The 22,328-nt window shown below is 59.4% G+C and carries 33 protein-coding genes; 32 read left to right on the top strand and 1 reads right to left on the bottom strand.

All coding sequences use genetic code 11. The features are described 5' to 3' along the window. Positions 1–19 precede the first annotated feature (19 nt). The 30 genes from fusA to rplQ all read left to right on the top strand — a co-directional run bounded on the left by fusA (position 20) and on the right by rplQ (position 17,229). Positions 20–2,149 (top strand): elongation factor G, encoded by a 2,130-nt coding sequence (fusA, locus tag GV001_RS19555; RefSeq protein ID WP_160082950.1) that lies wholly within the window; start codon positions 20–22, stop codon positions 2,147–2,149. 30 nt (positions 2,150–2,179) lie between these two features. Then, complete coding sequence (gene tuf / locus GV001_RS19550; protein WP_160082948.1) at positions 2,180–3,373, top strand: elongation factor Tu; 1,194 nt, start codon at positions 2,180–2,182, stop codon at positions 3,371–3,373. Between the two features lie 153 nt (positions 3,374–3,526). Next, positions 3,527–3,838: a 30S ribosomal protein S10 gene (gene rpsJ / locus GV001_RS19545; RefSeq protein WP_003186070.1), complete on the top strand. Its 312-nt coding sequence runs from the start codon at positions 3,527–3,529 to the stop codon at positions 3,836–3,838. Between the two features lie 83 nt (positions 3,839–3,921). Beyond that, on the top strand, positions 3,922–4,557 hold the full coding sequence (rplC, locus tag GV001_RS19540) for a 50S ribosomal protein L3 (protein WP_160082946.1): 636 nt from the start codon (positions 3,922–3,924) through the stop codon (positions 4,555–4,557). Positions 4,558–4,571: 14 nt separating this feature from the next. Then, on the top strand, positions 4,572–5,174 hold the full coding sequence (rplD, locus tag GV001_RS19535) for a 50S ribosomal protein L4 (protein WP_160082944.1): 603 nt from the start codon (positions 4,572–4,574) through the stop codon (positions 5,172–5,174). After that, positions 5,171–5,470 carry a 50S ribosomal protein L23 gene (rplW, locus tag GV001_RS19530; RefSeq protein WP_160082942.1) on the top strand — a complete coding sequence of 100 codons (300 nt, stop codon included), beginning with the start codon at positions 5,171–5,173 and terminating at the stop codon, positions 5,468–5,470. Before rplD ends, rplW begins: the two co-directional genes overlap by 4 nt. A gap of 14 nt (positions 5,471–5,484) precedes the next feature. Then, a complete protein-coding gene (rplB, locus tag GV001_RS19525; RefSeq protein ID WP_160082940.1) occupies positions 5,485–6,309 on the top strand; it encodes a 50S ribosomal protein L2 in 825 nt (274 codons plus the stop codon). A gap of 16 nt (positions 6,310–6,325) precedes the next feature. Further along, the gene (gene rpsS / locus GV001_RS19520; protein WP_010486981.1) at positions 6,326–6,601 is read left to right on the top strand and encodes a 30S ribosomal protein S19; all 276 of its coding nucleotides are present in this window, start codon (positions 6,326–6,328) and stop codon (positions 6,599–6,601) included. A gap of 11 nt (positions 6,602–6,612) precedes the next feature. After that, positions 6,613–6,945 (top strand): 50S ribosomal protein L22, encoded by a 333-nt coding sequence (rplV, locus tag GV001_RS19515; RefSeq protein ID WP_003103908.1) that lies wholly within the window; start codon positions 6,613–6,615, stop codon positions 6,943–6,945. A 13-nt stretch (positions 6,946–6,958) separates the two neighbouring features. Next, complete coding sequence (gene rpsC / locus GV001_RS19510; RefSeq protein ID WP_160082938.1) at positions 6,959–7,645, top strand: 30S ribosomal protein S3; 687 nt, start codon at positions 6,959–6,961, stop codon at positions 7,643–7,645. Between the two features lie 12 nt (positions 7,646–7,657). Beyond that, a complete protein-coding gene (gene rplP, locus GV001_RS19505; RefSeq protein ID WP_160082936.1) occupies positions 7,658–8,071 on the top strand; it encodes a 50S ribosomal protein L16 in 414 nt (137 codons plus the stop codon). Next, positions 8,071–8,262, top strand: a complete 192-nt coding sequence (gene rpmC, locus GV001_RS19500) for a 50S ribosomal protein L29 (RefSeq protein WP_160082934.1) — start codon at positions 8,071–8,073, stop codon at positions 8,260–8,262. The genes rplP and rpmC overlap by 1 nt, the downstream gene beginning before the upstream one ends. Positions 8,263–8,264: 2 nt before the next feature. Beyond that, positions 8,265–8,531, top strand: a complete 267-nt coding sequence (gene rpsQ / locus GV001_RS19495) for a 30S ribosomal protein S17 (protein WP_160082932.1) — start codon at positions 8,265–8,267, stop codon at positions 8,529–8,531. Between the two features lie 23 nt (positions 8,532–8,554). Next, complete coding sequence (rplN, locus tag GV001_RS19490; RefSeq protein WP_160082930.1) at positions 8,555–8,923, top strand: 50S ribosomal protein L14; 369 nt, start codon at positions 8,555–8,557, stop codon at positions 8,921–8,923. Between the two features lie 12 nt (positions 8,924–8,935). Continuing rightward, positions 8,936–9,250 carry a 50S ribosomal protein L24 gene (gene rplX, locus GV001_RS19485; RefSeq protein WP_160082928.1) on the top strand — a complete coding sequence of 105 codons (315 nt, stop codon included), beginning with the start codon at positions 8,936–8,938 and terminating at the stop codon, positions 9,248–9,250. Positions 9,251–9,269: 19 nt separating this feature from the next. After that, positions 9,270–9,809, top strand: coding sequence for a 50S ribosomal protein L5 (rplE, locus tag GV001_RS19480; protein ID WP_160082926.1), 540 nt, complete (start codon positions 9,270–9,272; stop codon positions 9,807–9,809). Between the two features lie 13 nt (positions 9,810–9,822). Further along, positions 9,823–10,128, top strand: coding sequence for a 30S ribosomal protein S14 (gene rpsN / locus GV001_RS19475; protein WP_160082924.1), 306 nt, complete (start codon positions 9,823–9,825; stop codon positions 10,126–10,128). A gap of 179 nt (positions 10,129–10,307) precedes the next feature. Further along, entirely contained in the window at positions 10,308–10,700 is a 393-nt protein-coding gene (gene rpsH / locus GV001_RS19470) for a 30S ribosomal protein S8 (protein ID WP_160082922.1), read from the top strand. Between the two features lie 12 nt (positions 10,701–10,712). Continuing rightward, positions 10,713–11,246 carry a 50S ribosomal protein L6 gene (rplF, locus tag GV001_RS19465; RefSeq protein WP_160082920.1) on the top strand — a complete coding sequence of 178 codons (534 nt, stop codon included), beginning with the start codon at positions 10,713–10,715 and terminating at the stop codon, positions 11,244–11,246. A gap of 10 nt (positions 11,247–11,256) precedes the next feature. Continuing rightward, positions 11,257–11,607: a 50S ribosomal protein L18 gene (gene rplR, locus GV001_RS19460; RefSeq protein ID WP_021219603.1), complete on the top strand. Its 351-nt coding sequence runs from the start codon at positions 11,257–11,259 to the stop codon at positions 11,605–11,607. A 3-nt stretch (positions 11,608–11,610) separates the two neighbouring features. Continuing rightward, positions 11,611–12,138 (top strand): 30S ribosomal protein S5, encoded by a 528-nt coding sequence (gene rpsE / locus GV001_RS19455; protein ID WP_160082918.1) that lies wholly within the window; start codon positions 11,611–11,613, stop codon positions 12,136–12,138. Further along, on the top strand, positions 12,138–12,314 hold the full coding sequence (gene rpmD / locus GV001_RS19450; RefSeq protein WP_003176408.1) for a 50S ribosomal protein L30: 177 nt from the start codon (positions 12,138–12,140) through the stop codon (positions 12,312–12,314). Before rpsE ends, rpmD begins: the two co-directional genes overlap by 1 nt. A 3-nt stretch (positions 12,315–12,317) precedes the next feature. After that, positions 12,318–12,752 carry a 50S ribosomal protein L15 gene (gene rplO, locus GV001_RS19445; protein ID WP_160082916.1) on the top strand — a complete coding sequence of 145 codons (435 nt, stop codon included), beginning with the start codon at positions 12,318–12,320 and terminating at the stop codon, positions 12,750–12,752. Further along, positions 12,753–14,081: a preprotein translocase subunit SecY gene (gene secY / locus GV001_RS19440; RefSeq protein WP_160082914.1), complete on the top strand. Its 1,329-nt coding sequence runs from the start codon at positions 12,753–12,755 to the stop codon at positions 14,079–14,081. It begins immediately after the preceding gene. Positions 14,082–14,111: 30 nt separating this feature from the next. Further along, entirely contained in the window at positions 14,112–14,228 is a 117-nt protein-coding gene (gene rpmJ / locus GV001_RS19435; RefSeq protein ID WP_002555468.1) for a 50S ribosomal protein L36, read from the top strand. A gap of 133 nt (positions 14,229–14,361) precedes the next feature. Then, complete coding sequence (gene rpsM, locus GV001_RS19430) at positions 14,362–14,718, top strand: 30S ribosomal protein S13 (protein ID WP_004883692.1); 357 nt, start codon at positions 14,362–14,364, stop codon at positions 14,716–14,718. Between the two features lie 30 nt (positions 14,719–14,748). Then, positions 14,749–15,138 carry a 30S ribosomal protein S11 gene (gene rpsK / locus GV001_RS19425; protein WP_021702690.1) on the top strand — a complete coding sequence of 130 codons (390 nt, stop codon included), beginning with the start codon at positions 14,749–14,751 and terminating at the stop codon, positions 15,136–15,138. A gap of 16 nt (positions 15,139–15,154) precedes the next feature. Further along, positions 15,155–15,775, top strand: coding sequence for a 30S ribosomal protein S4 (gene rpsD, locus GV001_RS19420; RefSeq protein WP_160082912.1), 621 nt, complete (start codon positions 15,155–15,157; stop codon positions 15,773–15,775). Between the two features lie 22 nt (positions 15,776–15,797). Next, a complete protein-coding gene (rpoA, locus tag GV001_RS19415) occupies positions 15,798–16,799 on the top strand; it encodes a DNA-directed RNA polymerase subunit alpha (protein ID WP_160082902.1) in 1,002 nt (333 codons plus the stop codon). A gap of 43 nt (positions 16,800–16,842) precedes the next feature. Beyond that, positions 16,843–17,229 (top strand): 50S ribosomal protein L17, encoded by a 387-nt coding sequence (rplQ, locus tag GV001_RS19410; protein ID WP_160082900.1) that lies wholly within the window; start codon positions 16,843–16,845, stop codon positions 17,227–17,229. 217 nt (positions 17,230–17,446) lie between these two features. On the opposite strand, the gene uvrA is transcribed toward rplQ, so the two are convergent. Next, a complete protein-coding gene (gene uvrA / locus GV001_RS19405; RefSeq protein ID WP_160082898.1) occupies positions 17,447–20,281 on the bottom strand; it encodes an excinuclease ABC subunit UvrA in 2,835 nt (944 codons plus the stop codon). Between the two features lie 133 nt (positions 20,282–20,414). Here uvrA and GV001_RS19400 point away from each other — a divergent pair, with 133 nt between their 5' ends. Beyond that, positions 20,415–21,809, top strand: coding sequence for an MFS transporter (locus GV001_RS19400; protein WP_160082896.1), 1,395 nt, complete (start codon positions 20,415–20,417; stop codon positions 21,807–21,809). Between the two features lie 10 nt (positions 21,810–21,819). Continuing rightward, on the top strand, positions 21,820–22,323 hold the full coding sequence (locus tag GV001_RS19395; protein WP_160082894.1) for a single-stranded DNA-binding protein: 504 nt from the start codon (positions 21,820–21,822) through the stop codon (positions 22,321–22,323). Positions 22,324–22,328 lie beyond the last annotated feature (5 nt).

Below are 22,328 nucleotides of genomic sequence, written 5' to 3'. Positions count from 1 at the left end.
CTAAATTTGCGAGGGCTTTATGGCTCGTACTACTCCGATTAACCGCTACCGTAACATTGGTATTTGCGCGCACGTTGATGCGGGCAAGACCACTACTACCGAGCGGATCCTGTTCTACACAGGCCTCAGCCACAAGATGGGTGAGGTGCATGACGGCGCTGCCACTACCGACTGGATGGTGCAGGAGCAGGAGCGTGGTATCACCATCACCTCCGCTGCGATCACCACCTTCTGGGAAGGTTCGCGCGGCCAGTACGACAAGTACCGTGTAAACGTCATCGATACCCCCGGCCACGTTGACTTCACCATTGAAGTAGAGCGTTCGCTGCGCGTACTCGACGGCGCTGTCGTGGTGTTCTGTGGTACTTCCGGCGTTGAGCCGCAGTCCGAAACCGTATGGCGTCAGGCCAACAAGTACGGTGTTCCGCGTGTTGTTTACGTGAACAAGATGGACCGTGCCGGTGCTGACTTCCTGCGCGTTGTCGGTCAGATCAAGAATCGTCTGGGTCATACCCCGGTTCCGATCCAGCTCGCCATCGGTGCCGAAGATAACTTCGAAGGTCAGGTCGATCTGATCAAGATGAAGGCTATCTACTGGAACGAAGACGACAAGGGCACCAGCTATCGCGAGGAAGAAATTCCGGCTGAGCTGGTCGACCTGGCCACCGAGTGGCGCAGCAACATGGTCGAGGCGGCCGCCGAGGCCAACGAAGAGCTGATGAACCGTTACCTTGAAGAAGGTGATCTGTCGGTCGAGGACATCAAGGCTGGTCTGCGCCTGCGCACCCTGGCCAGCGAAATCGTTCCGGCTGTCTGTGGTTCCTCCTTCAAGAACAAGGGTGTTCCGCTGGTTCTCGATGCTGTCATCGACTTCCTGCCTGCTCCGACCGAGATCCCGGCGATCAAGGGTATTCATCCGGATCTCATCGAGAAGCCGAAGGAAGAGCTGCAGGATGCTGACTACGACGAGCGTCATGCCAATGACGACGAGCCGTTCTCGGCGCTGGCGTTCAAGATTGCCACCGACCCGTTCGTTGGTACTCTGACCTTCGTTCGCGTTTACTCGGGCTTCCTGAGTTCGGGTGACTCCGTGGTCAACTCGGTCAAGGGCAAGAAAGAGCGCGTTGGTCGTATGGTGCAGATGCATGCCAACCAGCGTGACGAAATCAAGGAAGTGCGTGCGGGTGACATCGCTGCGCTGATCGGCATGAAGGACGTCACCACCGGTGACACCCTGTGCTCGATCGAGAAGCCGATCATCCTTGAGCGTATGGACTTCCCGGAGCCGGTAATTTCGGTGGCTGTAGAGCCGAAAACCAAGGCTGACCAGGAGAAGATGGGTATTGCACTGGGCAAGCTGGCCCAGGAAGACCCGTCGTTCCGCGTCAAGACTGACGAGGAAACCGGTCAGACCATCATCTCCGGTATGGGTGAGCTGCACCTGGACATCCTCGTTGACCGCATGAAGCGCGAGTTCAACGTCGAGGCCAACATCGGTAAGCCTCAGGTTTCCTACCGCGAGAAGATCACCAAGAACTGCGAAATCGAAGGCAAGTTCGTTCGCCAGTCCGGCGGTCGTGGCCAGTTCGGTCACTGCTGGATTCGCTTCGCACCGGCTGATGAAGGTCAGGAAGGTCTGGTTTTCGTCAACGAAGTCGTAGGTGGTGTGGTTCCGAAGGAATACATCCCGGCGATCCAGAAGGGTATCGAAGAGCAGATGAAGAACGGCGTTGTTGCCGGCTATCCGCTGATCGGCCTGAAGGCAACCGTGTTCGATGGTTCCTACCACGACGTCGACTCCAACGAGATGGCGTTCAAGGTGGCGGCTTCCATGGCGACCAAGCAGCTGGCCCAGAAGGGTGGCGGTGTAGTGCTTGAGCCGATCATGAAGGTGGAAGTGGTAACCCCTGAGGACTACATGGGTGACGTGATGGGTGACCTGAACCGTCGTCGTGGTCTGATCCAGGGTATGGAAGATTCGGTGTCGGGCAAAGTGATCCGTGCCGAGGTTCCGCTGGGTGAGATGTTCGGTTATGCGACCGACGTCCGTTCCATGTCTCAGGGTCGCGCAAGCTACTCCATGGAATTCTCCAAATACTCCGAGGCTCCGTCGAACATCGTCGAAGCACTGGTTAAAAAACAAGGCTAATCAAGCCCTTTAGGCAAGAGGTTCACAGTCGTGGCTAAAGAAAAGTTTGAACGTAACAAACCGCACGTCAACGTAGGCACCATCGGTCACGTTGACCACGGTAAAACCACCCTGACCGCAGCTCTGACTCGCGTTTGCTCCGAGGTATTCGGTTCGGCTCGTGTCGACTTCGACAAGATCGACAGTGCTCCGGAAGAAAAGGCTCGCGGTATCACCATCAACACCGCTCACGTTGAATACGACTCGGCCGTTCGCCACTACGCGCACGTTGACTGCCCTGGTCACGCCGACTACGTAAAAAACATGATCACCGGTGCTGCCCAGATGGACGGCGCGATCCTGGTTTGCTCCGCTGCTGACGGTCCGATGCCGCAGACCCGCGAGCACATCCTGCTGTCCCGTCAGGTAGGCGTCCCGTACATCGTCGTGTTCCTGAACAAGGCTGACATGGTTGACGACGCCGAGCTGCTGGAACTGGTCGAGATGGAGGTTCGTGACCTGCTGTCCACCTACGACTTCCCGGGCGACGACACTCCGATCATCATCGGTTCCGCTCTGATGGCCCTGAACGGCCAGGACGACAACGAAATGGGCACCAGCGCCGTCAAGAAGCTGGTTGAAACCCTGGACGTGTACATTCCTGAGCCGGTTCGTGCCATCGACAAGCCGTTCCTGATGCCGATCGAAGACGTATTCTCGATCTCCGGCCGCGGTACTGTAGTTACCGGTCGTGTAGAGCGCGGTATCGTCAAGATCCAGGAAGAGATCGAGATCGTCGGTCTGCGTCCGACCACCAAGACCACCTGCACCGGCGTTGAAATGTTCCGCAAGCTGCTCGACGAAGGTCGTGCTGGCGAGAACTGCGGCGTTCTGCTGCGCGGCACCAAGCGTGACGACGTGGAGCGTGGTCAGGTTCTGGCCAAGCCGGGCACCATCAAGCCGCACACCAAGTTCGAAGCTGAAGTGTACGTGCTGTCCAAAGAAGAAGGTGGTCGTCACACCCCGTTCTTCAAGGGCTACCGTCCGCAGTTCTACTTCCGTACCACTGACGTAACCGGTTCGTGCGAGCTGCCGGAAGGCGTTGAGATGGTAATGCCGGGCGACAACGTGAAAATGGTTGTCACCCTGATCAAGCCGATCGCCATGGAAGACGGCCTGCGTTTCGCGATTCGCGAAGGCGGCCGTACCGTTGGTGCTGGCGTGGTTGCCAAGATCGTCGAGTAATCGATTGTCGCGGTAAAAGAAAAGGCCCTTCGGGGCCTTTTCTGTTTTCTGTGCAAAAGTTGACACCCCTCCGGTGCATCCGTACAATCACGCCTCCTTTTAACGGGCGTAGTCCGTCCGTTGGGGATAGCAGAGATAGAGTCTGAGGTCAAAATGCAAAACCAACAAATCCGTATTCGGTTGAAGGCTTTTGACCATCGCCTGATCGATCAATCCACCCAGGAAATCGTGGAAACCGCGAAACGTACTGGTGCTCAGGTGCGTGGTCCTATTCCTCTGCCTACTCGCAAGGAGCGTTTCACCGTTCTGGTTTCTCCGCACGTCAACAAAGACGCGCGCGATCAGTACGAGATTCGCACTCATAAGCGTGTTCTGGACATCGTCCAGCCGACGGATAAAACCGTTGACGCGCTGATGAAGCTCGACCTTGCCGCAGGCGTGGAAGTGCAGATCAGCCTCGGCTAAAACCTTGGGGTTTTAGTCGTGTAACGCTCTGAAATGGGCGGCCATAGCGGGTGAAAGCCCCGTACACTCATGAGGTTTACAACATGACTATTGGTGTAGTCGGTCGTAAGTGCGGCATGACCCGCATTTTCACCGAAGAAGGTGTCTCCATTCCGGTTACGGTCATTGAGATCGAGCCGAATCGCGTCACCCAGTTCAAAACTGAAGAAAGCGATGGCTATCGCGCCGTGCAGGTTACCGTTGGCGAGCGTCGTGCTTCCCGCGTGACCAAGGCTCAGGCTGGCCACTTTGCCAAGGCAAACGTCGCTGCCGGTCGTGGCGTCTGGGAGTTCCGTCTTGCAGAAGGCGAGTACCAGGCTGGCGATCAGATCACTGCCGAGCTGTTCCAGGCTGGCCAGCTGGTGGATGTCACCGGTGAATCCAAGGGTAAAGGCTTTGCCGGTACCATCAAGCGCTGGAATTTCCGCGGTCAAGACAATACCCACGGTAACTCCCTCTCGCACCGCGTCCCGGGCTCCATCGGCCAGTGCCAGACTCCTGGTCGTGTATTCAAGGGCAAAAAAATGTCCGGTCATCTGGGCGCTGAGCGCGTGACCGTACAGTCCCTGGAAGTTGTGCGCGTCGACGCTGAACGCAATCTGCTGCTGGTCAAGGGTGCCGTTCCTGGCGCTACTGGCGGCGATCTGGTTGTGCGTCCGGCTGCCAAGGCTCGCGGTTAAGGGGAGATGCTGAGATGCAATTGAATGTAACTAACGCTCAGGCGATTGAAGTCTCCGACGCGACTTTCGGTAGCGAATACAACGAGACCCTGGTTCACCAGGCCGTTGTCGCCTACATGGCTGGCGGTCGTCAGGGCAGCAAGCAGCAGAAGACCCGTTCCGACGTGTCCGGTGGCGGCAAGCGTCCGTGGCGTCAGAAGGGCACTGGTCGTGCTCGTGCTGGTACCTCTCGTGGTCCGATCTGGCGTGGCGGTGGTGTGACCTTCGCTGCTCGTCCGCAGAACCATGACCAGAAGCTCAACAAGAAGATGTATCGTGCCGCTCTGCGCTCGATCCTCTCCGAGTTGGTGCGTGCTGATCGTCTGGTTGTTGTGGAAGACTTCGCTGTTGATGCACCGAAAACCAAGGTTCTCCTGAACAAGCTGAACGGCATGGGTCTGAACGACGTTCTGATCGTGTCCGATGCTGTTGATCAGAATCTGTACCTGGCTGCGCGCAACCTGCCGCACGTCGACGTACGCGACGTTCAAGGTTCCGATCCTGTCAGCCTGATCGCCTACGACAAGGTGCTGGTCACCGTGTCCGCCGTGAAGAAATTCGAGGAGCTGCTGGGATGAACCAGGAACGCGTATTCAAAGTGCTGGTTGGCCCGCATGTCTCCGAGAAAGCCACTGTGCTGGCGGACGGCAAGAGCCAATTCGTTTTCAAGGTTGCCACCGATGCAACCAAGCTGGAAATCAAGAAGGCCGTCGAAAGCCTGTTCAACGTGAAAGTTGCTGCTGTTAATACCGTGAATGTTCTCGGTAAAAGCAAGCGCACCGCTCGCGGCGTGGGCAAGCGTAACGACTGGAAGAAGGCGTACATCGCTCTTCAGCCGGGCCAGGACATCGATTTCGCCAGCAGTGCTGAGTAAGGTAGGGGTGCATCATGGCAATCGTTAAATGCAAACCGACTTCCGCTGGCCGCCGTTTCGTGGTCAAGGTGGTCAATCAGGAGCTGCACAAAGGCGCTCCTTATGCTCCGCTGCTCGAGAAGAAGTCGAAGACTGGCGGCCGTAACAACAACGGTCGTATCACCACTCGCCACATCGGTGGTGGTCACAAGCAGCACTATCGTCTGGTCGATTTTCGTCGCAACGACAAAGATGGCATCCCAGCCACTGTCGAGCGTATCGAATACGATCCGAACCGTACCGCACACATCGCTCTGCTGATGTATGCAGACGGCGAGCGTCGCTACATCATCGCGCCGAAAGGTGTGAGTGCTGGTGATCAGCTGATCGCTGGTGCCGCTGCTCCGATCAAGGCTGGCAACAGCATGTCGCTGCGCAGCATCCCGGTGGGTTCGACCGTTCACGGTATCGAACTGAAGCCAGGCAAAGGCGCTCAGATCGCGCGTTCCGCTGGTGCTTCGGCTCAGCTGGTTGCTCGTGAAGGTGCTTACGTCACCCTGCGTCTGCGCTCCGGCGAGATGCGCAAAGTACTGGCCGAATGCCGTGCGACCCTGGGCGAGGTCTCGAACTCCGAGCACAGCCTGCGTTCGCTGGGTAAAGCGGGTGCCAAGCGCTGGCGTGGTGTTCGCCCGACCGTTCGCGGCGTGGCGATGAACCCGGTAGACCACCCGCATGGTGGTGGTGAAGGTCGTACCTCTGGTGGCCGTCATCCGGTGTCTCCATGGGGCTTCCCGACTAAGGGCGCGAAGACTCGTGGTAACAAGCGCACCGATAAAATGATCGTCCGTCGTCGCAAGTAACTAGAGGGATACGACAGTGCCGCGTTCTCTGAAAAAAGGTCCTTTTATCGATCTTCACCTACTGAAGAAGATCGAAGTGGCGGTGGAAAAGAACGATCGCAAGCCGGTTAAAACCTGGTCGCGCCGTTCCATGATCCTGCCGCAGATGGTCGGTCTGACCATCGCTGTACATAACGGTCGTCAGCATGTCCCGGTTCTCGTGAACGAAGACATGGTCGGCCACAAACTCGGCGAGTTCGCTGGTACCCGCACTTATCGTGGGCACGTGGCGGACAAGAAAGCCAAGCGTTAAGGGGTAAGGAAATGGAAGTAGCCGCTAAGTTGTCGGGCGCTCGCATCTCTGCCCAGAAAGCCCGCTTGGTCGCCGACCAGATCCGCGGGAAGAAGGTGGGCGAAGCGCTCAACCTCCTGGCTTTCAGCAGTAAGAAAGCCGCCGAGATCATGAAAAAAGTGCTGGAGTCGGCCGTAGCCAACGCCGAGCATAACGAAGGCGCTGACGTTGATGACCTGAAGGTCAGCACCGTCTTCGTCAACGAAGGGCGTTCGCTGAAGCGCATCATGCCGCGTGCCAAAGGCCGCGCTGATCGCATCGTCAAGCGGTCTTGCCATATCACTGTCAAGGTTGCGGACAAGTAACGGAGTCGATCAGATGGGTCAGAAAGTACATCCCACTGGCATTCGCCTGGGAATCGTCAAGGAGCACACCTCCGTTTGGTACGCAGACAAGCGTCAATACGCTGATTATCTGTTTGCCGACCTCAAGGTCCGTGAGTACCTCCAAGACAAACTAAAAAGCGCGTCCGTAAGCCGTATCGACATCGCTCGTCCGGCTCAGACTGCACGCATCACCATCCACACCGCTCGTCCCGGCATCGTGATCGGCAAGAAAGGTGAAGATGTTGAGAAGCTGCGTCAGGACCTGACCAAGCAAATGGGTGTGCCGGTGCACATCAACATCGAAGAGATCCGCAAGCCGGAACTCGACGGTCTGTTGGTAGCGCAGAGCGTTGCTCAGCAGCTGGAGCGTCGTGTGATGTTCCGCCGCGCCATGAAACGTGCCGTACAAAACGCCATGCGTATTGGTGCCAAGGGCATCAAGATCCAGGTGAGCGGTCGTCTTGGCGGTGCAGAAATCGCCCGTACCGAGTGGTATCGCGAAGGTCGTGTGCCTCTGCACACCCTGCGTGCCGATATCGATTACGCCACTTACGAAGCGCACACCACTTACGGTGTGATCGGCGTGAAGGTTTGGATCTTCAAAGGTGAGGTCATCGGTGGCCTCAAAGAAGAGCTGAAACCTCAAGCGCCCGCTCCTCGTAAAAAAGCTGCCAAGTAAGGAGTACGCAAAATGCTGCAACCCAAGCGTACAAAATTCCGCAAGCAGATGACTGGCCACAACCGTGGTCTGGCTCAGCGCGGTAGCAAAGTCAGCTTCGGCGAATTCGCCTTGAAAGCTGTTGCACGTGGCCGTCTGACTGCTCGTCAGATCGAGTCGGCTCGTCGTGCCCTGACTCGTCACGTTAAGCGTGGCGGTAAAATCTGGATCCGTGTGTTCCCGGACAAGCCTGTAACCAAAAAGCCCCTCGAAGTTCGTATGGGTAAAGGGAAGGGCGGCGTTGAGTACTGGGTGGCGCAGATCCAGCCGGGCAAAGTGCTGTACGAGATCGAAGGTGTTCCAGAAGAGCTGGCGCGTGAGGCTTTCGCCCTGGCTGCTGCAAAGCTGCCCCTCGCCACCTCCTTTGTTAAGCGGACGGTGATGTGATGAAAGCGAATGAACTTCGTGAAAAATCGGTTCAGCAGCTGAACGAGCAACTGCTCGGTCTGCTGCGCGACCAGTTCAATCTGCGCATGCAGAAGGCAACTGGTCAGTTGGGGCAGTCTCACCTGCTCTCGCAAGTGAAGCGCGACATTGCTCGCGTGAAGACTGTGCTCACCCAGCAGGCAGGTAAGTAATCATGGCTGAAGCTGAGAAAACCGTCCGCACGCTGACTGGCCGCGTCGTCAGCGACAAAATGGACAAGACCATTACCGTTCTGATCGAGCGTCGTGTTAAGCACCCGATCTACGGTAAATACGTGAAGCGTTCGACCAAACTGCACGCCCACGACGAAACCAACCAGTGCCACATCGGCGACAAGGTCACCATCCGTGAGACCCGTCCGCTGGCCAAGACCAAATCTTGGGCGCTGGTCGAAGTCGTCGAACGTGCCGTGGAAGTCTAAGGACTAGGGGTCGGAGAAATTATATGATTCAGACTCAATCCATGCTCGAGGTCGCTGACAACAGCGGCGCTCGTCGCGTTATGTGCATCAAGGTCCTGGGTGGTTCGCACCGTCGTTACGCCGGTATTGGCGACATCATCAAGGTCACCGTGAAGGAAGCAATTCCGCGCGGTAAAGTGAAGAAAGGCCAGGTAATGACCGCTGTTGTGGTCCGTACCCGTCATGGCGTACGTCGTCCTGATGGCTCGATCATCCGCTTTGATGGCAACGCTGCTGTTCTGCTGAACAACAAGCAAGAGCCGATCGGCACCCGTATCTTCGGGCCAGTGACTCGTGAACTTCGTTCTGAGAAGTTCATGAAGATCGTCTCGCTCGCCCCCGAAGTGCTGTAAGGAGAAGCCGTCATGCAAAAGATTCGTCGTGACGACGAGATCATCGTGATCGCCGGCAAAGACAAAGGTAAGCGTGGCAAGGTGCTCAAGGTTCTCGCTGACGACCGTCTGGTCGTTGGTGGGATCAACCTGGTGAAGCGCCACACCAAGCCGAACCCGATGCTGGGCGCCCAGGGCGGTATCGTCGAGAAAGAGGCGCCTCTGCACGTCTCTAACGTCGCCATTTTCAACGGTGAAACCAACAAGGCTGACCGCGTTGGTTTCAAAGTCGAAGACGGCAAAAAGATTCGTGTCTTCAAGTCCACCCAAAAGCCGGTTGGCGCTTGAGAATCATAGGTAGAACACCATGGCACGACTGAAAGAGATTTACCGGAAAGAAATCGCGCCCAAGCTGAAGGAAGAGCTGAAGCTGGGCAACGTGATGGAAGTTCCGCGCGTTACCAAGATCACCCTGAACATGGGTCTGGGCGAAGCGATCGGTGACAAGAAAGTCATCGAGCACGCTGTTGCCGACATGGAAAAGATCACCGGTCAGAAAGCCGTCGTGACCTACGCCCGCAAGTCGATTGCAGGCTTCAAGGTTCGCGAGGGCTGGCCGATCGGCGTCAAGGTGACCCTGCGTCGCGATCGTATGTACGAATTCCTGGATCGCCTGCTCGCGATCTCCCTGCCGCGCGTGCGTGACTTCCGCGGCCTGAATGCCAAGTCCTTCGATGGCCGTGGCAACTACAGCATGGGCGTCAAAGAGCAGATCATTTTCCCGGAAATCGATTACGACAAGATCGATGCGCTGCGTGGTCTGGACATCACCCTGACCACCACTGCCCGTACGGACGACGAAGGTCGCGCTCTTCTGCGCGCTTTCAAGTTCCCGTTCCGCAACTGATTGGAGTTGGATCATGGCCAAAATGAGCATGAAAAACCGTGAGCTGAAGCGTCAGCAAACGGTAGCCAAGTACGCCAAAAAGCGTGCCGAGCTGAAAGCTGTTATCGCCAACCCGAACTCCACTCCGGAGCAGCGTTGGGAAGCCCAGGTCGCCCTGCAAAAGCAACCGCGTGACGCCAGCGCCAGCCGCCTGCGTAACCGTTGCCGAATCACCGGTCGTCCGCACGGCGTGTACCGCAAGTTCGGCCTCGGCCGTAACAAGCTGCGCGAAGCGGCGATGCGCGGTGATGTACCGGGTCTGGTCAAGGCCAGCTGGTAACAAAAGCGAAGCCGGCCTAGTGCCGGCTTTGTCTTTCTATGAATCAAGCCCCTTTTGGGGCTTGATTCATTTTTGATCGATCTCTAGAATGTCCGGCTCTCCTGAGCCTGGCTTTTGGTTGTCGGTTCAGGATGGTTCCAGCCGTAAGGCTGTTCTTTTTGTTTAGGAGCATCTAGCCCATGAGTATGCAGGACCCGTTAGCGGACATGCTAACTCGTATCCGTAATGCCCAGATGGCTGAAAAGTCCGTCGTAAGCATGCCGTCTTCCAAGCTGAAGGTGGCTGTAGCCAAAGTTCTGAAAGACGAAGGTTATATTGCGGGTTATCAGATCAGCAGCGACGTAAAACCGCAGCTGTCCATCGAGCTGAAGTACTTCGAAGGCCGTCCGGTCATTGAAGAAGTAAAACGCGTCAGCCGCCCTGGTCTGCGCCAGTACAAGCCCGTCGACCAGCTGCCGAAAGTTCGCGGCGGTCTCGGTGTATCCATCGTCTCCACCAACAAAGGTGTGATGACGGATCGCGCTGCGCGCGCTGCCGGTGTCGGCGGCGAAGTGCTTTGCACTGTGTTCTAAGGGGGGATAAGCATGTCTCGCGTTGCTAAGAACCCCGTCAAGCTGCCGGCAGGTGTCGAGATCAGTCTCGCTGGCCAGCGGCTTTCGGTTAAGGGCGCCAAGGGCACCCTGGAGCTGAATGTACATTCGTCCGTGGAAGTGACCCAGGAAGCTGGTGAACTGCGTTTTGCTGCGCGTAATGGCGATCAGCAGAATCGTGCCATGGCCGGTACCACTCGTGCGTTGGTCAACAACATGGTCATTGGCGTAAGTCAGGGCTTTGAGCGCAAGCTGCAACTGGTTGGTGTGGGTTACAAAGCCCAGGCCAAAGGCCAGGTGCTGAACCTCGCGCTTGGCTTCTCGCACCCGGTGGACTACGAACTGCCGGAAGGCATTACCGCTGAGACCCCGAGCCAGACCGATATCCTGATCAAGGGCATCGACAAGCAGAAGGTTGGTCAGGTGGCTGCCGAGATTCGCGACTTCCGTCCGCCAGAGCCTTACAAAGGCAAAGGTGTGCGTTACGCCGACGAAGTCGTCCGTCGTAAAGAAGCTAAGAAGAAGTAGGGCATAGCAAATGAGCGTAAAGAAAGAAACTCGTCTGCGTCGCGCTCGCAAGGCACGCCTGAAAATGCGCGAGCTGGAAACCGTACGCCTCTGCGTGTACCGCTCTTCCCAGCACATCTACGCCCAGGTCATTTCGGCCGACGGCGCCAAGGTCCTGGCTACCGCCTCGACTCTGGACAAAGAACTGCGTGACGGCGCCACTGGCAACGTCGACGCGGCCAAGAAGGTTGGCCAGCTGGTTGCCGAGCGTGCGAAAGCCGCTGGCGTTACCCAGGTTGCGTTCGATCGTTCTGGCTTCAAGTACCACGGCCGTGTGAAAGCGCTGGCTGATGCTGCTCGTGAAGGCGGGCTGGAGTTCTAAGTTATGGCAAATAACGAGCAAAAGCGCGATCGCGGTAACCGTGACGATGCCCAGAGCGATGGCTACACCGAGAAGCTGGTGCAGGTTAATCGCGTTGCTAAGACCGTCAAAGGCGGCCGTATCTTCACTTTCACCGCGCTGACCGTGGTGGGTGACGGCAATGGTCGCGTCGGTTTCGGTCGTGGCAAGTCCCGCGAAGTGCCTGCTGCCATCCAGAAGGCGATGGAAGCTGCGCGTCGCAACATGATTCAGGTCGACCTGAACGGCACCACCCTGCAGTATCCGATGAAGGCAGTTCATGGCGCGTCCCACGTGTTCATGCAGCCGGCTTCCGAAGGTACCGGCATCATCGCCGGCGGCGCCATGCGTGCCGTGCTGGAAGTGGCGGGCGTGCAGAACGTTCTGGCCAAGTGCTATGGCTCCACCAACCCGGTGAACGTGGTTCATGCCACCTTCAAGGGTCTGAAGGCCATGCAGTCCCCTCAGTCCATTGCTGCCAAGCGCGGTAAGAGCGTTGAGGAGATCCGCTGATGGCTACCGTCAAAGTTACGCTGATCAAGAGCATGACCGGCCGTATCCCTAACCACAAACTGTGCGTTAAGGGTCTGGGTCTGCGTCGCATCGGTCACACTGTAGAAGTCCAGGATACTCCCGAGAATCGCGGGATGATCAACAAGGCTTACTACATGCTGCGCGTCGAGGGTTAATCGATGAAACTCAATGATCTGAGTCCTGCGCCGGGTTCCCGTCGCGAGAAGCATCGTCCGGGTCGTGGTATCGGTAGTGGTTTGGGCAAGACCGGTGGCCGTGGCCACAAAGGTCAGACCTCCCGCTCCGGTGGCACCATTGCTCCGGGCTTCGAGGGTGGTCAACAGCCGTTGCACCGCCGTCTGCCGAAGTTCGGCTTCGTTTCCCTGAAAGCCATGGATCGCGCCGAAGTGCGTACTTCCGAGCTGGCCAAAGTGGAAGGCGACGTCGTTACCGTGCAGTCGCTCAAGGATGCCAACCTGATTAACCAAAACGTACGGCGTGTGAAAGTCATGCTGTCCGGCGAGGTTACTCGTGCGGTTACCCTGAAAGGTATCGCTGCCACCAAAGGTGCGCGTGCGGCTATCGAAGCAGCTGGCGGCAAGTTCGAGGACTAAATGGCTAAGCAAGGTGCTCTCTCAGCGCTCAGCAATGGCGGGTTGTCCGAGCTGTGGGCTCGGCTGCGTTTCCTGTTCCTGGCGATCATCGTCTATCGGATCGGTGCGCACATTCCGGTGCCCGGAATAAACCCTGACCGGCTGGCCGAGCTGTTCCGGCAGAACGAGGGGACCATTCTTAGCCTGTTCAACATGTTTTCCGGCGGCGCGCTGGAGCGGATGAGCATCTTTGCATTGGGGATCATGCCGTACATCTCGGCATCGATCATCATGCAGCTGATGACCGTCGTCAGCCCGCAGCTGGAGCAGTTGAAGAAGGAAGGGGAAGCTGGCCGTCGCAAGATCAGCCAGTACACCCGCTACGGCACTTTGATCCTGGCTATCGTCCAAGCTGTCGGCATGTCCGTCGGTCTGGCGAGCCAGGGCGTAGCGTTTTCGACTGATTTCGGCTTCCACTTCGTGGCGGTGACGACCTTCGTGTCGGGTGCCATGTTCATGATGTGGCTGGGCGAGCAAATCACCGAGCGCGGTGTCGGCAACGGTATCTCGATGCTGATTTTTGCTGGCATCGTGGCCGGCTTGCCGTCGGCAATCGGGCAGTCTTTCGAGTCTGCCCGTCAGGGCGATATCAATATCTTCGCCCTGATTGCCATCGGTCTGCTGGCGGTAGCGATCATCGGTTTCGTGGTGTTCATTGAGCGTGGCCAGCGTCGCATTGCGGTGCACTACGCCAAGCGTCAGCAGGGCCGCAAGGTCTTCGCTGCGCAGACCAGCCACCTGCCCCTGAAGGTGAATATGGCGGGCGTAATCCCGGCCATTTTCGCCAGCAGTATCCTGCTGTTCCCGGCCTCGCTGGGTTCCTGGTTCGGTCAGTCCGAAGGTCTGGGCTGGCTGCAGGATATTTCGCAGGCGATCGCTCCCGGTCAGCCGTTGAACATTCTGCTGTTTAGTGCAGGGATCGTTTTCTTCTGCTTCTTCTATACGGCGCTGATGTTCAACCCGAAAGACGTAGCGGAAAACCTGAAGAAGTCCGGTGCCTTTATTCCGGGTATCCGTCCGGGTGAGCAATCTGCGCGCTATATCGATGGCGTGCTGACCCGCTTGACCATGTTCGGTGCTCTGTACATGACGGCTGTTTGCCTGCTGCCCCAGTTCCTGGTGGTTGCGGCGAATGTACCGTTCTACCTTGGCGGGACCTCGTTGCTGATCGTGGTCGTGGTTGTGATGGACTTTATGTCTCAAGTGCAATCTCACCTCGTTTCGCACCAGTACGAATCCCTGATGAAGAAAGCCAACCTGAAGGGTTATGGCGGCGGCATGCTCCGCTGACATCGCACCGTAAGGTTCTAGGAGTTACTGATGAAAGTTCGTGCATCGGTCAAGAAGCTGTGCCGCAACTGCAAGATCATTCGCCGCGAAGGTGTTGTTCGCGTGATCTGCAGCGCGGAGCCGCGTCACAAGCAGCGCCAAGGCTGAGTGTGATTTACGCGTAATGAGCCCGGCAGCTAGTGCGCTGCCGGGTTGATTCTTTGTTATTACAGCGCTAATATCGCGCGCCCTATTTCTTGGCTTCCAGGGCGTGGGTAGCTGTCAATTGGAGTTCCACTGAATGGCCCGTATTGCAGGCGTCAACATTCCGGATAACAAGCACACTGTTATCTCGCTGACCTACATCTACGGTGTTGGTCGCACCACTGCACAGAAAATCTGTGCAACCACCGGCGTTAACCCGGCGGCAAAGATCAAAGATCTCTCTGACGAGCAGATCGAGCAGCTGCGTGGCGAAGTCGCCAAGTTCACCACTGAAGGTGACCTGCGCCGCGAAATCAACATGAAAATCAAGCGTCTGATGGACCTGGGTTGCTACCGCGGCCTGCGTCATCGCCGTGGCCTTCCGGTCCGCGGTCAGCGCACCAAGACCAACGCGCGTACCCGTAAGGGCCCGCGTAAGCCGATCCGCAAGTAATTGCGCCCGCGAATCGACAGGAAATAAGTCATGGCTAAGCCTGCTGCTCGTACTCGTAAGAAAGTCAAAAAGACAGTGGTTGATGGGATCGCCCACATTCACGCGTCTTTCAACAACACCATCGTGACCATTACCGACCGTCAAGGTAACGCCCTGTCCTGGGCTACCTCCGGTGGTTCCGGTTTCCGTGGCTCGCGTAAGTCCACTCCGTTCGCTGCCCAGGTGGCTGCCGAGCGTGCTGGTCAGGCAGCCCTGGAATACGGCCTGAAAAACCTCGACGTCAATGTCAAGGGCCCAGGTCCTGGTCGCGAATCCGCTGTGCGTGCTCTGAACGCCTGCGGCTACAAAATCGCCAGCATCACCGACGTGACGCCAATCCCGCATAACGGGTGCCGTCCGCCGAAGAAGCGTCGCGTGTAATAGGAGACAGTGAAGAATGGCTCGTTACATTGGTCCCAAATGCAAACTGTCTCGTCGTGAAGGCACCGATCTCTTCCTGAAGAGTGGTGCGCGCGCGCTTGAATCGAAATGCAACATCGAATCGGCTCCTGGTCAGCACGGCGCCCGCCGTGGTCGTCAGTCCGACTACGGTACCCAGCTGCGTGAGAAGCAGAAAGTTCGCCGCATCTACGGCGTTCTGGAGCGTCAGTTCAGCAGCTACTACAAACTGGCTGCCAGCCGTAAGGGCGCTACCGGCGAAAACCTCCTGCAACTGCTGGAGTGCCGTCTGGATAACGTGATTTACCGTATGGGCTTTGGTGCTACCCGTGCCGAGTCCCGTCAGCTGGTATCGCACAAGGCGATCACCGTGAACGGTTCGACCGTGAACGTCCCGTCCTACCAGGTCAAAGCTGGTGACGTCGTGGCAGTTCGCGAAAAGGCGAAGAACCAACTGCGCATCGTGCAAGCTCTCGAGCTGTGCGCACAACGCGGTCGCGTTGAGTGGGTGGAAGTGGATGCTGAGAAGAAGTCTGGCGTTTTCAAGAACGTCCCGGCTCGCAGCGACCTGTCTGCCGACATCAACGAAAGCCTGATTGTCGAGCTCTACTCCAAGTAAGGGCTAGAAAATAGGTGCATCCATGCAGATTTCGGTAAATGAGTTCCTGACCCCCCGCCACATCGATGTGCAGGTGGTCAGTTCGACCCGCGCCAAGATCACTCTCGAGCCTCTCGAGCGTGGCTTTGGCCACACCCTGGGCAACGCGCTGCGTCGCATCCTGTTGTCCTCCATGCCTGGCTGTGCAGTAGTCGAGGCCGAGATTGACGGTGTACTCCACGAGTACAGCGCCATCGAAGGTGTTCAGGAAGATGTCATCGAGATCCTCCTGAATCTCAAAGGCCTGGCTATCAAGCTGCACGGTCGTGACGAAGTCACCCTGACTCTGGCCAAGAAGGGCTCGGGTGTGGTCACTGCTGCCGATATTCAGCTGGATCACGATGTCGAGATCGTCAACGGCGATCACGTTATCGCCAACCTGGCGGACAACGGCGCTCTGAACATGAAGCTCACCGTACGTCGTGGCCGTGGCTACGAACCGGCTGATGCCCGTCAGAGCGATGAAGACGAGAGCCGTAGCATCGGCCGTCTGCAGCTGGACTCCTCGTTCAGCCCGGTCCGTCGCGTGGCCTACGTGGTCGAAAACGCCCGCGTCGAGCAGCGTACCAACCTGGATAAACTGGTCATTGACCTGGAAACCAACGGTACCCTGGATCCGGAAGAGGCTATCCGTCGTGCTGCGACCATCCTGCAACAGCAGCTGGCCGCGTTCGTCGACCTCAAAGGTGACAGCGAGCCGGTCGTGGTTGAGCAGGAAGACGAGATCGATCCGATCCTGCTGCGTCCGGTTGATGACCTTGAACTGACCGTTCGTTCGGCCAACTGCCTCAAGGCGGAGAACATTTACTACATCGGCGACCTGATCCAGCGTACCGAAGTAGAACTGTTGAAGACTCCGAACCTGGGCAAGAAGTCGCTCACCGAGATTAAGGACGTTCTGGCCTCCCGTGGCCTGTCCCTCGGCATGCGTCTCGACAACTGGCCGCCGGCAAGCCTGAAAAAAGACGATAAGGCGACTGCCTGATTGTCACGATCACCGAACTTGAAGTTTGGTAAGGAATTTAACCATGCGTCATCGTAAAAGTGGCCGTCACCTCAGCCGCACCAGCGCCCACCGCAAGGCCATGTTCCAGAACATGGCGGTTTCGCTGTTCGAGCACGAGCTGATCAAAACTACTCTGCCGAAAGCCAAAGAACTGCGCCGCGTTGCCGAGCCGCTGATCACTCTGGCTAAAGAAGACAGCGTTGCCAACCGTCGTCTGGCCTTCGACCGTACTCGTTCGAAAGCCATCGTCGGCAAACTGTTCAACGATCTGGGCAAGCGCTACGCCACCCGTCAGGGCGGTTACCTGCGTATCCTCAAGTGCGGTTTCCGCGCTGGCGACAATGCTCCGATGGCTTATGTTGAGCTGGTCGACCGTCCGGTCGGCGGCGCAGCAGTAGACGCCGAGTAAGACTTAACCGTCTGCGAAGAACCGGGCCCAGTGCCCGGTTTTTTGTTTTTGCCTGACGCGCAGTCATCTTCCCGCTTGCGTCTCCATGACTGAGTCTTGGGGCCGGCACTGCTGCGGCAAGTGAAGCTGGCTGGCAGTACTGACCGTCATCAGGTATTCGCAGGCAAACAAGAAGGCCGGGCATCGCTGCCCGGCCTTCTTGTTTGCGCTCTGGGCTTTATGCCCGATCCCGCTCCAGCAGCGGCTTGAGGAAGTGGCCGGTGTGCGACTGTGGCATCGCGGCGACTTCCTCCGGGGTGCCGGCGGCGATGATCATGCCGCCCTTGGAACCGCCTTCGGGGCCGAGGTCGACCAGCCAGTCGGCGGTCTTGATCACGTCCAGATTGTGCTCGATCACCACCACGGTGTTGCCGTGGTCGCGCAGGCGGTGCAGCACGTCGAGCAGTTGCTGGATATCGGCGAAGTGCAGACCGGTGGTTGGCTCATCAAGGATATACAGGGTCTTGCCGGTGTCGCGCTTGCTCAGCTCGCGGCTGAGCTTGACCCGCTGCGCCTCGCCGCCGGATAGGGTGGTCGCCGACTGACCGAGCTTGATGTACGACAGGCCGACATCCATCAGTGTTTGCAGCTTGCGCGCCAGCGCCGGCACCGCGTCGAAGAACTCGCGGGCCTCCTCGATGGTCATCTCCAGTACCTCGTGGATGCTCTTGCCCTTGTACTTGATCTCCAGGGTTTCGCGGTTGTAGCGCTTGCTCTTGCACACGTCGCACGGCACGTAGATGTCCGGCAGGAAGTGCATTTCCACCTTGATCAGACCATCGCCCTGACAGGCTTCGCAGCGTCCGCCCTTGACGTTGAAGGAGAAGCGCCCGGCGCCATAGCCGCGCGAGCGCGATTCCGGCACGCCGGCGAACAGCTCGCGGATCGGGGTGAACAGGCCGGTGTAGGTCGCCGGGTTGGAGCGCGGCGTGCGGCCGATCGGGCTCTGGTCGATGTCGACCACCTTGTCCAGGTGCTGCAGGCCGTCGATGCTGTCGTGGGCCGCGGCTTCCAGGGTGGTGGCGCCATTCAGCGCGGTGGCCGCCAGGGGGAACAGGGTGTTGTTGATCAGCGTCGACTTGCCCGAGCCGGACACGCCGGTGACGCAGGTGAGCAGGCCGATCGGGATTTCCAGGTCGACGTTACGCAGGTTGTTGCCGCGCGCGCCCTTGATCTTCAGCGCCAGCTTCTTGTCGCGCGGGGTGCGTTGCGCCGGATAGCGGATCTTCTCGCGCCCGGACAGGTACTTGCCGGTCAGCGAGTCGGGGTGGGCCATGACTTCGGCTGCCGTACCCTCGGCGACGACGCGCCCGCCGTGCACGCCGGCGCCCGGGCCGATGTCGACCACGTAGTCGGCCAGGCGGATGGCGTCCTCGTCGTGCTCGACCACGATCACCGTGTTGCCGATATCGCGCAGATGCTTGAGGGTGCCGAGCAGGCGCTCGTTGTCGCGCTGGTGCAGGCCGATCGAGGGCTCGTCGAGGATGTACATCACCCCGACCAGGCCGGCGCCGATCTGGCTGGCCAGGCGGATGCGCTGGGCCTCGCCGCCGGACAGGGTGTCGGCGCTGCGGTCCAGGGTCAGGTAGTCGAGGCCGACGTTGACCAGGAACTGCAGGCGCTCGCGGATTTCCTTGAGGATCTTGTCGGCGATCTCGCCGCGCCGGCCGGTCAGCGCCAGGCTGCCGAAGTAGTCGGCGGCATCACCGATCGGCAGGCCGGTGACGGCCGGCAGGGTGCGCTCGCCGACCCAAACGTGGCGGGCCTCGCGGCGCAGACGGGTGCCGCGGCAGTCCTGACAGGCCTGGGTGCTGAGGAACTTGGCCAGCTCCTCACGCACGGTGGTCGATTCGGTCTCGCGGTAGCGGCGCTCCAGGTTAGGCACTATGCCTTCGAAAGGGTGCGCGCGCTTGACGATGTCGCCACGGTCGTTGAGGTAGCGGAACTCGACGTTGTCCTTGCCGCTGCCATGCAGGATGGCCTGGCGGTCTTCCTGGCTGAGTTCCTCGAACGGCACTTCCAGGCTGAAGCCATAGTGCGCGGCCAGCGAGCCGAGCATCTGGAAGTAGTAGACGTTGCGCCGGTCCCAGCCGCGGATCGCCCCTTCGGCCAGGGTCAGCTCGCTGTTGACCAGGCGGCGGGTGTCGAAGAACTGCTTCACACCCAGGCCATCGCAGGTCGGGCAGGCGCCAGCGGGATTGTTGAAGGAGAACAGCTTGGGTTCCAGCTCGCTGATCGAGTGGCCGCAGACCGGACAGGCGAAGCGCGCGGAGAAGATGATTTCCTCGCCCAGTTCATCATCCATCGGCGCCACCAGAGCCAGGCCGTCGGCCAGCTTCAGCGCAGTCTCGAAGGATTCGGCCAGGCGCTGCTGCAGGTCCTCGCGCACCTTGAAGCGGTCAACGACGACATCAATGGAGTGCTTTTTCTGCTTGTCCAGCTTGGGCAGCTCGTCCAGCTCATGCAGCTTGCCATTGACCCGGGCGCGGACGAAGCCCTGGGCGCGTAGCTCCTCGAACACCGACAGGTGCTCGCCCTTGCGCTCGCGGATTACCGGGGCCAGCAGCATCAGCTTGCTGCCTTCGGGCAGGGCCAGGACCTGGTCGACCATCTGGCTGACGGTCTGCGCCTCCAACGGCAGGTCGTGGTCCGGGCAGCGCGGGATGCCGACGCGTGCGTAAAGCAGGCGCAGGTAGTCGTAGATCTCGGTGATGGTGCCGACAGTGGAGCGCGGGTTGTGCGAGGTGGACTTCTGCTCGATGGAGATCGCCGGCGACAGGCCTTCGATGGTGTCGACGTCGGGTTTTTCCATCATCGACAGGAACTGCCGGGCGTAGGCCGACAGCGATTCGACGTAGCGGCGCTGACCCTCGGCGTAGAGCGTGTCGAAGGCCAGCGACGACTTGCCGGAACCGGACAGGCCGGTGATCACGATCAGCTTGTCGCGCGGCAGGGTCAGGTCGATGTTTTTCAGGTTATGGGTACGCGCCCCACGAATCAGAATCTTATCCACGAACAGCAGCCTCGTTTGGCGCCTGGAAACCGCCAAGTATACGGCTCCCCGCCAGTGAGCGGCAAAGCGTCACGCCTGTGCCGCGCGGGCTGCGGCTGATAGAATCGCCGCCTCGTTTTCATGGGGTTTACCGATGCACGATCCGCACAGCGAGCGCATGAGCGCCGGCGAGACCCGCGCGGCTAGCGGCCTGGCCCTGGTGTTCGCCTTCCGCATGCTGGGCATGTTCATGGTGCTGCCGGTGCTGGCCACCTACGGCATGGACCTGACCGGCGCCACGCCGCTGCTGATCGGCCTGGCCATCGGTGCCTACGGCCTGACCCAGGCGCTGCTGCAGATTCCCTTCGGCATTCTCTCCGACCGCATCGGCCGCCTGCCGGTGATCTACGTCGGTTTGCTGATCTTCGCCGCCGGCGCGGCCCTGGCCGCCACCGCCGACTCCATCTGGGGGGTGATCGCCGGCCGCGTGCTGCAGGGCGCCGGGGCGATTTCCGCGGCGGTGATGGCGCTGCTCTCCGACCTCACCCGCGAACAGCACCGCACCAAGGCCATGGCCATGATCGGCATGAGCATCGGCCTGTCGTTCGCCGTGGCCATGGTCACCGGCCCGCTGCTGACCCGCGCCTTCGGCCTGTCCGGGCTGTTCTGGGTCACCGCGGGCATGGCCCTGCTCGGTATCCTGATCGTCGCCGGCATGGTCCCGCGTGCCTCCAGCACCCTGCAGCACCGCGAATCCGGGGTGGCCAGGCAGGCGCTGTGGCCGACCCTGCGCAACCCCGACCTGCTGCGCCTGGACCTGGGCATCTTCGTCCTCCACGCCATCCTCATGGCCAGCTTCATCGCCCTGCCGCTGGCGCTGGTGGAGCAGGGCGGGCTGGCCAAGGAAGAGCACTGGTGGGTTTACCTCAGCGCGCTGCTGATCGGCTTCTTCGCCATGGTGCCGTTCATCATCTACGCCGAGAAGAAACGCCAGATGAAACGCGTGCTGACCGGCGCGGTGCTGGTGCTGCTGCTCTGCGAACTGTTCTTCTGGCTGTGCGGCAACAGCCTGCACCTGCTGGTAGTGGGGATCGTCCTGTTCTTCACCGCGTTCAACCTGCTGGAGGCTTCGCTGCCGTCGCTGATCAGCAAGGTTTCGCCGGCCGGCGGCAAGGGCACGGCGATGGGCGTGTACTCCACCAGCCAGTTCCTCGGCGCGGCGCTGGGCGGCATCCTCGGCGGCTGGCTGTACCAGTTCGGCGGCCTCGGTGCCGTGTTCGTCGGATGTGCGCTGCTGGCTCTTTTCTGGGTTTTTATAGCTGCTACTATGCGCGAGCCGCCTTACGTGACCAGTCTGCGCCGGCCGCTGAGTACCGCGGCCCTGGCCGATTCCGGACTGGTGGGGCGCCTGCTGGCCATCCCCGGTGTCAGTGACGCCGTGGTTGTCGCCGAAGAAGCGGCGCTGTACATCAAAGTGGACACCCAACAATTGGATCGTGCGTTGCTCGAGCGGGAGCTCGAAGAGGCGCCGGTTACGCATTCAGCTTAGGAGAACGAAAATGGCCCGTGGGGTAAACAAAGTCATTCTGATCGGTAACGTCGGCGGCGATCCGGAAACCCGTTATCTGCCCAATGGCAACGCGGTGACCAACATCACCCTGGCCACCACCGACAGCTGGAAGGACAAGCAGACCGGTCAGCAGCAGGAGCGCACCGAATGGCACCGCGTGGTGTTCTTCGGCAAGCTGGCGGAAATCGCCGGCGAATACCTGCGCAAGGGCGGCCAGTGCTACATCGAGGGGCGCCTGCAGACCCGCGAGTGGGAGAAGGACGGCGTCAAACGCTACACCACCGAGATCGTGGTCGACATGAACGGCACCCTGCAGCTGCTCGGCGGCCGTGGCGGCAACAGCGAAGGCGGCGGTGAGTACGCCCCGCGCCAGCAGCAGTCGCGCCCGGCGCCGCAACAGTCCGCCCCGCAGCAGCGTCCGGCGCCGCAGCCAGCCGCCCAGCAGCAGCCGGCAGCGGACTACGACAGCTTCGACGACGATATTCCGTTCTAGAGTCG

The organism is Pseudomonas sp. 8AS (assembly GCF_902506505.1).
Classification (GTDB): domain Bacteria; phylum Pseudomonadota; class Gammaproteobacteria; order Pseudomonadales; family Pseudomonadaceae; genus Aquipseudomonas.
The sequence above is the reverse complement of the archived record's forward strand: the minus strand, read 5'-3'. Positions and strand labels throughout refer to the sequence as shown.

Excerpts from the sequence above, each read along its gene's own strand:
- rplV (WP_003103908.1), top strand. The coding sequence starts at position 6,613 with ATGGAAGTAGCCGCTAAGTTGTCGGGCGCTCGCATCTCTGCCCAGAAA.
- rpsD (WP_160082912.1), top strand. The coding sequence starts at position 15,155 with ATGGCTCGTTACATTGGTCCCAAATGCAAACTGTCTCGTCGTGAAGGC.
- rpsQ (WP_160082932.1), top strand. The coding sequence starts at position 8,265 with ATGGCTGAAGCTGAGAAAACCGTCCGCACGCTGACTGGCCGCGTCGTC.
- rplD (WP_160082944.1), top strand. The coding sequence starts at position 4,572 with ATGCAATTGAATGTAACTAACGCTCAGGCGATTGAAGTCTCCGACGCG.
- fusA (WP_160082950.1), top strand. The coding sequence starts at position 20 with ATGGCTCGTACTACTCCGATTAACCGCTACCGTAACATTGGTATTTGC.
- rpsM (WP_004883692.1), top strand. The coding sequence starts at position 14,362 with ATGGCCCGTATTGCAGGCGTCAACATTCCGGATAACAAGCACACTGTT.
- rpsN (WP_160082924.1), top strand. The coding sequence starts at position 9,823 with ATGGCCAAAATGAGCATGAAAAACCGTGAGCTGAAGCGTCAGCAAACG.
- rplO (WP_160082916.1), top strand. The coding sequence starts at position 12,318 with ATGAAACTCAATGATCTGAGTCCTGCGCCGGGTTCCCGTCGCGAGAAG.
- rpsJ (WP_003186070.1), top strand. The coding sequence starts at position 3,527 with ATGCAAAACCAACAAATCCGTATTCGGTTGAAGGCTTTTGACCATCGC.
- rplF (WP_160082920.1), top strand. The coding sequence starts at position 10,713 with ATGTCTCGCGTTGCTAAGAACCCCGTCAAGCTGCCGGCAGGTGTCGAG.
- rplR (WP_021219603.1), top strand. The coding sequence starts at position 11,257 with ATGAGCGTAAAGAAAGAAACTCGTCTGCGTCGCGCTCGCAAGGCACGC.
- rpsK (WP_021702690.1), top strand. The coding sequence starts at position 14,749 with ATGGCTAAGCCTGCTGCTCGTACTCGTAAGAAAGTCAAAAAGACAGTG.
- rpmD (WP_003176408.1), top strand. The coding sequence starts at position 12,138 with ATGGCTACCGTCAAAGTTACGCTGATCAAGAGCATGACCGGCCGTATC.
- secY (WP_160082914.1), top strand. The coding sequence starts at position 12,753 with ATGGCTAAGCAAGGTGCTCTCTCAGCGCTCAGCAATGGCGGGTTGTCC.
- rpmJ (WP_002555468.1), top strand. The coding sequence starts at position 14,112 with ATGAAAGTTCGTGCATCGGTCAAGAAGCTGTGCCGCAACTGCAAGATC.
- rpoA (WP_160082902.1), top strand. The coding sequence starts at position 15,798 with ATGCAGATTTCGGTAAATGAGTTCCTGACCCCCCGCCACATCGATGTG.
- rplP (WP_160082936.1), top strand. The coding sequence starts at position 7,658 with ATGCTGCAACCCAAGCGTACAAAATTCCGCAAGCAGATGACTGGCCAC.
- rplX (WP_160082928.1), top strand. The coding sequence starts at position 8,936 with ATGCAAAAGATTCGTCGTGACGACGAGATCATCGTGATCGCCGGCAAA.
- rplN (WP_160082930.1), top strand. The coding sequence starts at position 8,555 with ATGATTCAGACTCAATCCATGCTCGAGGTCGCTGACAACAGCGGCGCT.
- rpsE (WP_160082918.1), top strand. The coding sequence starts at position 11,611 with ATGGCAAATAACGAGCAAAAGCGCGATCGCGGTAACCGTGACGATGCC.
- rpsC (WP_160082938.1), top strand. The coding sequence starts at position 6,959 with ATGGGTCAGAAAGTACATCCCACTGGCATTCGCCTGGGAATCGTCAAG.
- rplC (WP_160082946.1), top strand. The coding sequence starts at position 3,922 with ATGACTATTGGTGTAGTCGGTCGTAAGTGCGGCATGACCCGCATTTTC.
- rplW (WP_160082942.1), top strand. The coding sequence starts at position 5,171 with ATGAACCAGGAACGCGTATTCAAAGTGCTGGTTGGCCCGCATGTCTCC.
- rplQ (WP_160082900.1), top strand. The coding sequence starts at position 16,843 with ATGCGTCATCGTAAAAGTGGCCGTCACCTCAGCCGCACCAGCGCCCAC.
- GV001_RS19395 (WP_160082894.1), top strand. The coding sequence starts at position 21,820 with ATGGCCCGTGGGGTAAACAAAGTCATTCTGATCGGTAACGTCGGCGGC.
- rplE (WP_160082926.1), top strand. The coding sequence starts at position 9,270 with ATGGCACGACTGAAAGAGATTTACCGGAAAGAAATCGCGCCCAAGCTG.
- rpmC (WP_160082934.1), top strand. The coding sequence starts at position 8,071 with ATGAAAGCGAATGAACTTCGTGAAAAATCGGTTCAGCAGCTGAACGAG.
- rplB (WP_160082940.1), top strand. The coding sequence starts at position 5,485 with ATGGCAATCGTTAAATGCAAACCGACTTCCGCTGGCCGCCGTTTCGTG.
- rpsH (WP_160082922.1), top strand. The coding sequence starts at position 10,308 with ATGAGTATGCAGGACCCGTTAGCGGACATGCTAACTCGTATCCGTAAT.
- GV001_RS19400 (WP_160082896.1), top strand. The coding sequence starts at position 20,415 with ATGCACGATCCGCACAGCGAGCGCATGAGCGCCGGCGAGACCCGCGCG.